The organism is Fibrobacter sp. UWR3, from assembly GCF_900143055.1.
Taxonomy (GTDB): Bacteria; Fibrobacterota; Fibrobacteria; order Fibrobacterales; family Fibrobacteraceae; genus Fibrobacter.
Genome location: NZ_FRCW01000015.1, coordinates 15,182 through 29,053 on the forward strand (window position 1 = coordinate 15,182; position 13,872 = coordinate 29,053).

The 13,872-nt window shown below is 54.5% G+C and carries 5 protein-coding genes; 3 read left to right on the top strand and 2 right to left on the bottom strand.

The genetic code is table 11. The annotated features are described in order from the left end of the window. The first annotated feature begins 24 nt into the window (after window positions 1–24). Entirely contained in the window at window positions 25–2,082 is a 2,058-nt protein-coding gene (locus tag BUA44_RS14485) for a fibro-slime domain-containing protein (RefSeq protein ID WP_072813463.1), read from the top strand. Here the strand turns inward: BUA44_RS14485 and BUA44_RS14490 are convergent, their stop codons facing one another. After that, window positions 2,083–3,468: an MATE family efflux transporter gene (locus tag BUA44_RS14490; protein WP_072813563.1), complete on the bottom strand. Its 1,386-nt coding sequence runs from the start codon at window positions 3,466–3,468 to the stop codon at window positions 2,083–2,085. A 104-nt stretch (window positions 3,469–3,572) separates the two neighbouring features. Further along, window positions 3,573–4,460, bottom strand: a complete 888-nt coding sequence (locus BUA44_RS14495) for a GGDEF domain-containing protein (protein ID WP_072813465.1) — start codon at window positions 4,458–4,460, stop codon at window positions 3,573–3,575. 315 nt (window positions 4,461–4,775) lie between these two features. On the opposite strand from BUA44_RS14495, the gene BUA44_RS14500 reads away from it, so the two are divergent. Both BUA44_RS14500 and BUA44_RS14505 read left to right on the top strand, forming a co-directional pair. Further along, the gene (locus BUA44_RS14500; protein ID WP_083579655.1) at window positions 4,776–9,335 is read left to right on the top strand and encodes a fibro-slime domain-containing protein; all 4,560 of its coding nucleotides are present in this window, start codon (window positions 4,776–4,778) and stop codon (window positions 9,333–9,335) included. 166 nt (window positions 9,336–9,501) lie between these two features. Further along, complete coding sequence (locus BUA44_RS14505; protein WP_083579656.1) at window positions 9,502–13,872, top strand: fibro-slime domain-containing protein; 4,371 nt, start codon at window positions 9,502–9,504, stop codon at window positions 13,870–13,872.

Here is a 13,872-nt window from a genome sequence, read left to right on the forward strand (position 1 = left end):
TAAATTCTTTGGATAGGAGGAAATATGAAATTTTTGAAAATTCTGTTGTCTGCGGTTGCGATTGCGGGCGTGCAGAATGCCCTTGCAAAATGCGAAGGCACGCTCTATCTGATGCCGCAGGAAGGCTGGACGGGTCGGTTCTACGTCATGACGGATTCCACGTCGACCGAGGCGAGCCCTCGCTACGATGCTGAAACGCGTTATTTTAAGGTTGACCTGGCCCAGGCGAAGAGCGGTGAAATGGATTCGACCTTTGCCTTGGTGAATCATCTGTATGCTCCAATGAAGTATATCGTCCAGGCAGAATGGAACAACGCTGTGAATGAGGATTTCCGTTACCTCAAAGGAAAAACAGACATCAAGTGCCCTGGGGCCGGAAACAGCGTATTTGTTCTCGAGGACCCGGAACAGCCGGGCAAGACCCTTGTTGCCTCGGAAAAACCGAAAATCAAGTATCTCTATTTCTTGCCTCCCGATAAGGAAGAATGGTGGGTGACCCCGCCCATGTGGTCGGGCGACGGAAAGTATGCGAGTGGCAAGCCGCTCAAACCTGCCGAAGACAGGTGCGGTTGGTTCTATACGTCGTGGGTCTACAGAAATGTTCCAAGCAATTTCATCATCTTCAAAAAATCCGATGAATCCCTGAAGGAAGCCATCGGAATGAATGGGTTGGGAGCCGCCCTCGAACCGATTGCATTGGATATGGTATTCGAGGTCTACGAAAAGGACACGCTATTTTTCTTTGCCGACCCTGATGTATCCCCGACAGGTAGCGGATCGTTTGCGACATCTGACAATGATGCCAGTGGCAATTGTTCCTACTTCTTGCAGATGACGTTCTACGATACCGATGCAAGCCTGCACGGCGCGTTTACCTGCGATGATTACCCGAATATGGGTGCCAACGCGTGCTATTCCGCAAACGCCAAGTACAACTATCCTGGCGAGGGTGCGAAGAATACAGTCCCCTGCATTGGCGTGACTCCGGGAATCGTTGCCGATCTGCTTGACCCGCAGACGAAGAAGCCGACCTACAATGCTGCAAGCGGCTGCTTCGTGAGCGCGGAAGCATTCAACGCGATGTTCAAGGCGACTCCGGATGTGAACGTGGTCCACGAGCTCGGTTCGCGCGGTGTGTATTTTTACATGAACCAAAACGGCCTGTGGCAATACGACAGCTATTGGAGCACGAATCCTTCGCAGGCATTCACTCCCTTGAACGACCTTGCGGATTCTGTCAAGAACGATAAGTGCACAGGAACGTGCGCAACAGCCGCTACCCTGAGGGAAGAATACGGTGCAGTGCGTTACGGCATGGGTGGCAGCAACGATGCCGCGAAAAATTTCATTTCCGACAAGGCGCAGCAGGCGCTTGGCGATGTTTACGACTGGTCCCTGACAGAACCCAAGACCGGGCTTCCGTATATTGACTTGTATCCGGTAACGGCGGGCGAGTTCGCCGATGGGGATAAGCCCAATGTCTACGATGTCCTTTCGTGGGATGACCGCGTCAAGAGCGAGGGTAACCAGCATTTCTGCCTGGAAACGCACTCGATGTTCACTTACCGGCCGGGAGCGTTCCTTGCGGTTCGCGGTGACGACGACATCTGGGTGTATATCGACAACAAACTGGCGATTGACTTGGGCGGTCTCCACATGCCTGCACCCGCTTACGTAAACCTGGACGAGTTTGCAGGTGCTTCTGGCGAGCTTGTAGCGGGGGAAGTTTACGATTTCGACATGTTCCTCTGCGATCGCCGTACGACAATGAGCAACTTGCATATTCTGACGAACCTGATCCTTGCTGGGTTGGACAAGCCGGGTAATACGGATGCCGTCAGTAAGCCTGCCGTGCGTGTTGCTGGAAATGTTTCGGGCTTTACTGTCCGCAACAGTTTCCGCTCGACGCTCTCCATTGTTACTTCGGATGCGTCCGCGAAAACGTATGCGGTTATGGATTTGCAGGGCCGCATCGTGCGTCGGGGAGCCATTGCCGGCACCGAAACTCTCGTGCAGAATTTGCGCGCTGGTTCCTACATCGTGAAGGTCGGCCTCGGCCACCGCCGCGTGAACGTCCGCTAATTATTTCAGCTTTTTCAGTTCGTGCCGGAGCATGAGCACGCCGATGATGGCCGCACCCGTGTCGGCGATGGGCTGCGCCATGAACACGCCCTTCAGTTCAAAGAAGTGCGGGAGCACGAGCAAAAAGGGAATTAGCAGAATCACTTGCCTGCAGGCGTTCAGGAACATGGACCTGAGCGCCTTTCCCGTACCCTGGAAAAAACTGCCCGAAACGAGCCCGAGCGGAATCATGAAGAATGCCGCCCCGAAAATACGCATGGCCCACGCGGCGACTTCCTGCAGCTTGAGGTCGGTGGGTGCGAAGGGGGCCACGAACACTTCGGTCTTCCACATCAGTATCGCCCACGCCACGAGCATAAAGCTCCCCGCGTAGATGAACGTGAACTTGAGGGTCGCCTTCACGCGTGCGTTGAGGCGCGCGCCGAAGTTGTACCCGATAATCGGTTGCGTGCCGTGTACAAAGCCGAGCAGCGGGAGCAATATGAACGAGGCGATGCTGTTCACGATGCCGAATGCAGAAATTGCGAGGTCGCCGCCCGAGAGGGCACCCGTGTTGTGCAGGCTGATTGCCCCGTAGGTGGTGAGGCTCCAGTTGAGGATGGCGTTCATCAGGCTGTTGCACACCTGCATTATGGAAGGCGGAATGCCGAGGATGATAATCTTCCTCACATACGCGAAGCGCAGCTTCATGTGGCGCCAGCGGATGCGGATGGGGGTATCTTTCTTCACGAAGAACTGCGTGATGAGCGATGCTGCCACCAGCTGTGAACCGATGGTCGCCCATGCGGCTCCCTCTATGCCCCAGCGGAATTGCACTATAAACAGCCAGTCGAGCGCGATGTTCGTGACGGCGCCGATGACTTCGCGGAACATGGCCGTCTTGGGGTGGCCCATGCTACGGATAAAGTGGTTCATGCCCGGGGCGACCGTCTGGAATACCGCACCGCAAAGCAATATGCGCATGTAGCTGCTGGCAACGGGGAGTGTCTGGTCGCTCGTGCCGAACAGGCGGAGTAGGGGCTCCATGAATATCTCGCCGAGCGTGAACGTGGTGGCGGCCATCAGCAACAGGAGCGAGAACGAGTTGTTCAGAATGATGCTGGCCTGGATGTACTTCTTTTGCCCGAGGCGGATGGCGAACAGCGTGTTGCCGCCTACGCCAATCATCATCGACATCGCCATGATGAACAGCATGATGGGGAAGCACAGCGTGATGCCCGCGATGCCTAGGCTTCCGACTTCCTGGCCCACGAAGAGGCGGTCTACTATATTGTAGAGCGCGTTCACCAGCATGCTCACGATGGAAGGCACCGAGAACTGCAATACCAGTTTCGGGATGCTTGCTGTACCAAAGGAATTGAGGCGCTCGGAATTCAGTTTCGACATTTCGGCGCGCAAATTTAGAAAATTATTAATTCGGATTTCGGATGTCGGAATTGTTTTTGGGGTGAATTTCCTAATTCTTACTTCCTAATTCCGCATTTGCGAAGTTACACTTCGCAAGCTACCTGGTTCCTGCCGCCTTCCTTGGCCACATACAGCAGGCGGTCGCATTCGGCAATCAGTTCCTCGACCTTCCCGATGTTTTCGCCCTGGCGGCTGCACAACCCGAGGGAAATCGTCACGGGAATGACCGTGTCCTTCCACGAGAACTTGTGGCTTTCTACTGCCTTGCGGAGGCGTTCGGCGCTCTTCCGTGCGTCTTCGGGGCTTATCCCCGCGAGCAGCAGCAAAAATTCTTCACCGCCGTAACGGGCGAGCAGGTCGGCCTCCCGCTTTTCCTCGTTCAGGATCCTCGCAATCTCTTTCAGCACCATGTCGCCGCACTGGTGGCCCCAGGTGTCGTTCACGCGCTTAAAATGGTCCGCGTCCACCATGATGGTGTGTACAAAGTAATTGTTGCGGCGTGCGAGTGCGAGTTCGCCGAGGCTACGGTCAAAGAAGTTCCTGCGGTTGCTTATCTTGGTGAGCGGGTCTATTGTTGCCGCCTCGTAGAGGGCCTTGTCTATCGCCTCTTCGCTCTTGTCCTTGAATTCCACCTTCATCACCATCTTGCCAATCTGCAGGCGGTTGTCGGAATCGAGGACCTTCTCCTCCACGAATTCCCCGTCCACGAAGGTGCCGTTCGTGCTCCCGAGGTCCTTGACGGTCACGCGGATTCCGTCGAACGTGATGGCGCAATGCCTGCGGCTCACGAGCTCGTCGTCGAGGCGCACGTCGGCATCTTGACCGCGCCCGAGGGTAATCGTCCCCTTCGGGAGGGGAATCTGCTTGAACTGGGTCTGGGGGTACAGGATTATAAGGTGCGGACGCAGCTCGATTTTCTCGAATTTGATTGTCTTGCCCGGGGTAACGATGGTCTGGTCTAAATCCTGCATAAAAGTCTCCGCACAGCCTATTATAAATATAGTCTGAAATTTACGGCATGCGCCTGCATGACATTATAGAAAAATAGTGAACAAAAGGACCCTAAAAACGCTCATCAAGACCTAAAAAAGAACGAAAGGGCTGGCTGTAACCTAAAATTTACAATACGACCCGCAAAATACGCGAAAAAATCACAAGAAAGGTCCCCTTTTCAAATATTTTCAAAAAAAATTACCCTTTTTCGTAAAAAAAGGATAAATTTCAAGGCGGTGTGGCATCGCAAGAGGCCGCTGTCTTTTTGCTATGCTATTGGCTGGAGAACCAAAATGGATAAAAAAATTATGAAAGAACATAAGTCCTCTCTCATAGGGTGTGTATTGGGTATCGCGATGTTCCTTGCAGGGGTGCAGGGTACGTGGGCACAGAATCCCGTGTGCCAGGGAACCGTCTTTTTCAAGGCGCCTGATGATTGGGATGCTGCCTATATCGGTGGCTTCAATGTCAATACGCTTAAGGCGATGACAAAGAATGATGAGGGCTACTACGTATATGATTTGGGCCTGCTTGGTATTAAGGATAAACTGTTTTTCGCAATAGGAAATGGTTCTCCTGCAACCAAGATTGTGACATCGACCAAGTTTAATGGTCCGACAGCTAATGCGAATGATGCGAACTGGCCTACGAACGAGGCGTCCATTGCGTGTCCCGGCAACGGTAAGGTCATTTACGTTTCCGAAAATCCGCTTGTTCCGGGCCGCACCTATACCGGTGAGAATCCCTCTGATGCAAAGTATTTCTATGTGCTTGTTCCTGAAGAAAAGACTTGGCAGTCCGATGACATGATGATTCATTATGTGATGCCGAATGGGACTGCAAAAGATACTGCCATGACTCCGGCAAAGAATCTCTGTGGATGGTACAGCATGGTGTTTGGCCAGGCACCGACGGGTGTATACATGTACCTGAAGAATTTCCCAGATATGCAATTGGGTGCGAACGGCCTGTGGGGTGAAGAAGATGTCGCTACTCCGGTAGACCTAAGCCTCCTTTACGAAGCCTATGGCACGAATACTCTTTACTTTATTCCTGACGATGGCGACTGGCCCGGTGAAGATGATGGTGGCTGGTATGTGACCGACCCGGGTGTTCCTGAACCGGGCAACAACAGCCGTTGTTCCTTCAGCCTTGCCGCTGTTATTTATGATACTGACCAAGACCTTAATGGCTTGTTCTCTTCGGACGGGGATGCTGTAAAGAACCATACGAACGGGTGTGTGGGTGTCCACCCTGGTCTTGTTCTGCCGGATTTGGGACCTGACAACAAGCCTGTTTTCTCGGGTTCTGCTGATGCAATTAAGTGCTTTGGCAACGCGGCTCAGTTCAACACGTTGTTTAATCATGTTCCGACTTTGAATGAAGTGCAGTGCTACGACATGCCGTTCCGCCATTATGGTAATGATACCCGTTGGGGCTACGATTCCGATTCCACGCATTACAGCAATAAGGGGCAGGAGTTGGACAAGTGTCCTGGCAATAAGAATTCGACTACTTGCCAAATCGGTGGATTCTCTCCGCTGGAATATTTTGGTGATGAATTTGATAATGCCGGCAATTGGACTTCGGGAACGGTTGCTCTGGCCAATCTCGTTTCGTTGGATGGGGGCGCTCCACAGCCTGTTCCTGGGGCTCGTAAAAAGCGCAAAGCTGCAGGGCCTGTTCCCGTGTTACCGACGGTATTCCCTATGACTGTTCCCGGTGTTGGCAAAATTGCCGACTTTGACCATTACTGCAATACTCCGGGTTGGTTTGGAGGTGTGGATTGCCAATACCAGTTTGAAAATGGTGACAATCCGGCAGACTTCTGGTGCTGGGGTAGCTATTGCGAATCGAGCTTCAATCGCTGGGGTGAAGGTGATGACTGGGGGGCTAACCCGACGATTATGCGAAACCAGCAGTTCTGCTTCGAATCGCATGCAACGTTCACCTACAATGAATCCCAGGAATTTACCTTCCGCGGTGACGACGACATCTGGGTGTTCATCAACAGGAAAATTGCCGTGGATAACGGCGGTGCGCACCTTGCCGCCCCGGGCCACGTGGTGCTGAAGAACCTGAACACCACCTACGGTGCAGGCTTCCTTGTGCCGGGCAACGATTACCCGATTGACATCTTCTTCTGTGACCGCCGAACCACGATGAGTAACGTGATTATCAAGACGAACATGTACATCAAGCAGTCTACGGGTGTTACGCTTTCTTCGAAGAAGGACGCTGCCTCAGGTGATATCGCGGTGAATATCTGCGTGGAAACCTCGGGTGGCGGCGACTGTGCCTCTGTGGCTCTCGGTGGCGGCACCGGGCCGGAAAAGACTATTAAGTGCGGTGACGAAATCGACAAGCCCATTACATACTCTATTACCACCCGCAAGGGCGAAACGCCTGCCGGCTGTGCCGACTGTGCTGCGCTCCCGTTCGGCCCGACTGCCGGTAACAACGGCTGGGTACACGGCGGTATCAACCTCGCAGATCCGAGAAACCCTGTTGTCAACCCCGACAAGATTACCGGGCTTGCTCCCGGTACTTACTTACTGAACGTGGAAGTCAACGGCAGCAACGAAAAGTTCAAGTTCCGCGTGAAGGGTAACCTGGGTATCGTTTCTAACGATGTCAAGTTCGATAACGTCGATGGCGACGATGCCGCTTATGCTAGCGGTACTACCTGGAAGTTTGTCGGTGAAGGTATGGCGGGTACGCGCGTGCCGATATACGTGTCTGCTCCCGATGAGCAGGGCGGTATCGACCTGATTTCTGCTCCGGGCCAGAGCTACACGCTTACGCTTACCGCGGGTGCAACGCTTTACAAGACGAACGACCCCGCCGATCCGAATTACGGAATCCCGCTCGTGACCCCGCTGGCGTCGTCTGTGAACCCGACGGGTATCGACACGTTCTGGCTCGAAGTTCCGCTTGCAGGGCTTTCTGCCGGTTCCATGCCGGTCACCGCCTCCGTGGGTAACACTTCGGCTACCATTACGTTCTATGCTCCGGCAATCTCGTTTGCCGAACCTGCGACGAAGGATTCCCTGGGCAATGTGCTTACCTGGAACCCGGTCACGCAGGACCCGGACTTCGAGGAGGACGGCGTTACGGAATACTTCCACTGGGTGGGTTCCGACGTGGACTTCTTCGTGATTATTTCGAACCCGGTTACCGGTGCCCTCTGCACGGAATGTACGTTTGATATCGATGTACTCGATGCCTCGAATGGTATTACTTCGCAGATAGGCAAGTATGCCGATGGCGTGTACCTGGTGCGTATCCGCAGCAATCTAGAATACTCGGTCGAGGCTGCCTCCATGGTTGTCGGTTCTATCGAGAACAACGCGATTGCCGCTCCCTATGGCAACATGCACTTCTACAAGCCGCCTGCACCGATGCCGCTCATTGTCGACCTGTTCGACGTGAAGGGCGCCCCGCTTGGCGAAATGAACATCTATCATGACTTCCATAGCGAAAGCCAGGAATACCTCGACGGTAAGGCCGACTCCATGGCCATTATCTACGACCGCAAGATTGACAAGGATTCCATCCCGACCTACATCTGCTTGAATTTCGACGAATCGAACCTCGAGAAGATTAATCCCTATGAAATGGGCATTTCGAACAACAATAAGGATACGGAGATGAAGTGCTCCGCCCAGTTCGATACTGTCGCTATCCGTAAGGCGTTCGAAAAGAGCCCGGACGGTGGCCAGACGCTCGTGTTCGCTGTTGACGAACCGCTCAGTAAGGATGTGAAGACGCTCGTGAACCCGGACAACAAGATTGCCTCGTTCACGGTGTACAAGTGGAAGGGCAAGGAAGCGCGTACCTTCTTCGAGAAGGGACTTACCGACCGCATGGCTCCGGTGATTCTCTCGGCTCGCGCGTCTAACGAAGGTGATGGTGCCGTTTACGACCAGGTGAGGATTATTGTTTCCGAACCGGTGACCATGATGGATGCGAACTATGGCGCCCAGGCGTTCAGCTACTACCTGAACTCCGCCATTGATATCGTGAGCGAGTCTGCCCGTTACATGCACTCGACGGCGGGTAACGTGCCGCAGCCGAAGAAGGATACCATCAACCTTCGCTACTACAACGCCGACCCGAACAACCCGACCCCGCACGTGGGCGACTACATCCGCTTCCGTGCCGATGCCGTGATTTGGGCCGATACCTCGAACGGTGTTGCTCCGGGTATGGATACGCTCCGCCAGGCGACAGACCCCGATTGGCACTGGAATTCGCCGACGAACTACAATGCGACGAACCGTCTGCCTTCCCCGTGGGTGCAGGTCGTGGGTGACGCAAAGATTGACGTGTCTACGATTTCGTACAACGTTGCTGACCCGTCGAGGGTGACTCCCGACATGCCGGTGGGCGAGATATTCCCCGTGAAGACGAACGAGAACATGGACAAGGTGAAGGCTGACCATCCGGGTACGCTCGGTCACTTTGTGCAGTCCGACATGGGTTCCATCATCGGGTCCAAGGACGAATATGCCTCGCTGGACAAGAGCGAAGTTTACTTCCAGTACGAGGTGGACTACTTCACCAACCTGGGTGCCTTCGTTGCTCACCAGAGCGGCAGGCTCTACTGCAACGACAAGTTCTTCTCGCCCGACCCGAGCACCACTCCGGATGGCATGGGTGACTGCGTGAAGAACCCGCGCAACTTCTACGTGGCCTGGAACATGCTTTCGGACAAGCACCGTCTGGTGGGTACCGGCGCCTACATCACCAAGTACACTTCGTTCGTGAAGCTTGCCGACAAGGGCAAGGTCGCGAAGAAGGAACTGACCGAAGTGTGGGGCGTGAAGCGCGGCAAGGGCGTGGTCAAGTAACCGCGAAACACACAAAAAACTTACATCGCTGAAATTGAGTGATTTTACTTAAGTCTCCCGAAAGGGAGGCTTTTTTTTGCGCGAAAAAAAAGTAAATTTCCCCGCAAGTGTGGCATGTTGGGTTGTCCCGTATGCTATAGGTTTGAAGCAGTTATGGATAAAAGGTATGAAACATAATAAGACCTCCATCTTAGGGATTGTATTGGGTATCATGGGGCTCCTTGCAGGGGTGCAGGGCGTTTTTGCTTCGTGCGTGGGAAACGTCTACTTCAGGGCGCCTAGCGACTGGACTCAGGCGGTGTTCTTCGTGGAAAACGGCACAATGCCAAAGACCGTTACCACCAAGGACGAAAACGGGTTTTTCTCCGTTGACCTTTCCACCATAACGCAAGAACCTTACATGGCGAAGTTCGGCATAGCGAACTCCACGACCAACGGTGCGAACAACATCGTGGTGCTGGATTCTGTATGGGCTTTCCAGAACATGTACAACCAGATTAGCAACCTTGCTACCATCCCGTGCCCGAACAGTGCGACAGCCCAGGTGTATGTGGCAGAAGACGCTCTCCATCCGGGTTCGACCTACGTGGGTTCCGCTCCCCCCGATGCGAAGTTCTTCTACATATTGCTGCCCGAAGAAAAGGAATGGCAGTCCGATGACCTGATGATTAGCTATACCACTGCGCAGGGAGTAAAGAAGGATACTGCCATGCTTCCTTCGCCGGACTATTGCGGTTGGCACTATATGGTGTTCGATACTCCGCCTTCCGATGCTGTGCTGTACCTGAAGAACAACAAGGATGTGCAGTTGGGCATCAACGGCCTGTGGGACGATGATGGCGAAGCTGACCCGATAGACTTGGGTACCGTTTTTGAAGCATACGGTGTGGAACAGCTGTTCTTTATCCCCGACGACGCCTTGTGGCCCGATGACGGTTCGGGTGGTTGGTACGTGGAATACCCCAATGTGGAAGGTACGTGCACTTTCTCTCTCGCCGCAATCATCTACGATAGCGACCAGGACTTGCTGAACGTGTTTACTTCTGACCCTGATGCGAGTGGGTTTGGCGCCTGCGTGGGCGTGCATACGGGTATTGTCAACGAGGACCTCGGCCCGGACGGCAAGCCCGTGTTCTCGGGTTCTCCGAATGCGGTGAAATGCTTTGGTACTGCACAGAACTTCAATATGCTGTTCAACTACACGCCGGGCGTTAACGAGATGCAGTGCTACGATATGCCCTTCCGTCATTACGGCATGGATACCCGCTGGGGGTTCGATTCCGATTCCACGCACTACGATGCGGATGGCAACGAGCTTGCTAAGGGTGGCTTTACGGGCGGGTTCTACCCGCTGGAAAATTCCACGGATGCCTCTGTAGTCGTTATAAACGGTGTGCCGCAGGGTCCGACTCCGAAAGCCCGTAAGAAGCGCAAGGCCGATGCTCCGGTGGGTATCAAGATTGAATATGCCGACCTTGACCATTACTGCAATACTCCGGGCTGGTTTGGCGGTATAGACTGCGGTGCCACGAACGAGTTCAGCAGTGGCGAGAATCCTTCGGCCTGGGATTGGGGTGTTCGTGAAGACTGGGCGAAGATGAATAGCAATGTGGCCCTGGAACGTAACCAGCAGTACTGCTTCCAGTCGCATGCGACGTTCACCTACAACGAGGACCAGGAATTCACGTTCCGTGGTGACGATGACATCTGGGTGTTCATCAACAAGAAACTTGCCGTGGATAACGGCGGTGCCCACCTTGCCGCTCCGGGTCACGTGGTGCTGAAGAACTTGAACACGACCTACGGTGCGGGCTTCCTTGTGCCGGGCCAGGACTATGACCTGGATATCTTCTTCTGTGACCGTCGCACCACGATGACGAACGTCATCATCAAGACGAACATGTACATCAAGCAGTCTACCGGTCTTGACTTCTCGACCCAGCAGACGAGCACGGGTGGCCTGCAGATGAATATCTGCGTGGAAACCTCCGGCGGTGGCGACTGCGCCTCCGTGGCTCTCGGTACCGCTGGGCAGGCGGGCCAGCAAGTTACTAAGGAATGCGGTGGCGATATATCGGTGCCGATTGCTTACTCCATTTCTACCCGCAAGGGCGAAATTCCGGCTAACTGCAGCGACTGTGCGGCGCTCCCGCTCGGTACAATCAGCCACGGCGGTATCGACCTGACCAACCCGAAGGTGCCTGTTGTGTACCCGGATAAGATTGGCGGCCTCGCTCCCGGCTCTTACCGCCTTGTCATCGAAGTCAATGGCAAGAAGACTTACTACTCCTTCCGCATCAAGGGTAACCTCGGTATTGTTTCCCGCGACGTGGTGTTCGATAACGTCGACAAGGAAGCTTCGGTCTACAATTCCGGAACCAAGTGGAAGTTTATTGACAAGGCTATGGCGGGTACGCGCATTCCGGTGTATATCTCCGCTCCCGATGACCAGGGCGGTGTTGACCTGATTTCGGCTCCGGGCCAGAACTACTCGCTATCCCTTACTGCGGGCGCAGCGCTCTACAAGACGAACGACCCTGCCGACCAGACCCCGCTGACAACGCCCTACTCCGGAACGGTGAATCCGACGGGTATCGATACCCTCTGGGTGGAAGTCCCGCTGGCAGGCCTTGCAAGCGGTACGCAGGAGGTGACCGCTTCCGTGGGCAACACTTCGGCTAAGCTTACGTTCTATGCACCGACAATCACGTTTGCGGAACCCGCTACCAAGGATTCCTTGGGTAACGTGCTTACCTGGAACCCGGTTACGCAGGACCCGGATACGGATGCGGACGGTGATGAGTACTTCCACTGGGTAAGCGCCGACGTGGACTTCTACGTTATCGCGATGAACCCGATAACCAACAGCGTGTGCAAGGAATGCTCGTTCGTGCTTGACGTCATCGACGCATCGAACGGTATTGTTTCGCAGGTGTCGCCGTTTAACGAGGGCGTGGCTCTCGTGCGTATCCGTAGCAACGTGGAGTATTCTACTACTGCGGCCTCGATGGTCGTTGCTGCCCTCGACAACAACGCGATTGCTGCCCCCTATGGCAACATGCACTTCTACAAGCCGCCTGCACCGATGCCGCTCATTGTCGACATGTTCGACGTGAAGGGCGCTCCGCTTGGCGAAATGAACATTTACCATGACTTCCATAGCGAAAGCCAGGAATACCTCGACGGTAAGGCGGATTCGATGGCGATTATCTACGACCGTGCGATTCATGCGGACTCCGTCCCGACGTACATCTGCCTGCATTTTGACGAGAGCAACCTCGACAAGATTAACCCGTACGATATGGGCATTTCGAACAACTCTCGCGACACCGAGATGTATTGTTCTACGCAGTTTGACTCCGCGACTGTCAGGAAGGCCTACGACCGTAGCCCGGATGGTGGCCAGACGCTCGTGTTTGCCGTGGATGACGCGTTTACGAAGGACGTGAAGACCAAGGTGAACCCCGACAACAAGATTGCCTCGTTCACGAAGTACGAATGGAAGGGCAAGGAAGTGAAGACCTTCTTCGAGAAGGGCCTTACTGACCGCATGGCTCCGGTGATTCTTGCGGCCCGCGTGTCTAACGAAGGTGACGGCGCCGTTTATGACCAGGTGAGGATTATCATTTCTGAACCGGTGACTGTACTGGATGCGGGCTTTGGCGCGCAGGCGTTCAGCTATTACCTGAACTCCGCCATCGATATCGCGAGCGAGTCTGCCCGTTACATGCACTCGACGGCGGGTAACGTGCCGCAGCCGAAGAAAGATACCATCAATCTTCGCTACTACAACGCCGACCCGAACAACCCGACTCCGCACGTGGGCGACTACATCCGCTTCCGTGCCGATGCCCTGATTTGGGCCGATACCTCGAACGGTTTTGCTCCGGGTGCCGATACGCTGCGTTCTGCGGATGATGCTTCTTGGACCTGGAATTCCCCGACGAACTACAACTCCACCAAGCGCTTGCCTTCTCCGTGGGTGCAGGTCGTGGGTGATGCCAAGATTACTGTGACCACGATTTCGTACAACATTGCCGATCCGTCGAGGGTGACGCCCGACATGCCGGTGGGCGAGATATTCCCCGTGAAGACGAACGAGAACATGGACAAGGTAAAGGCTGACCATCCGGGTACGCTCGGTCATTTTGTGCAGTCCGACATGGGCTCCATTATCGGGTCTAAGGATGAATATGCCTCGGTGGACAAGAGCGAAGTGTACTTCCAGTACGAAGTGGACTACTTTACCAACCTGGGAACGTTTGTTGCACACCAGAGCGGTAAGCTCTACTGCAACGACAAGTTCTTCTCGCCCGACCCGAAGACCACTCCGGATGGCATGGGTGACTGCGTGAAGAACCCGCGCAACTTCTACGTGGCCTGGAACATGCTTTCGGACAAGCACCGCCTGGTGGGTACCGGCGCCTACATCACCAAGTACAGTTCGTTTGTGAAGCTTGCCGACAAGGGCAAGAAGGCCAAGAAGGAACTGACCGAAGTCTGGGGCGTGAAGCGCGGCAAGGGCGTGGTCAAGTAA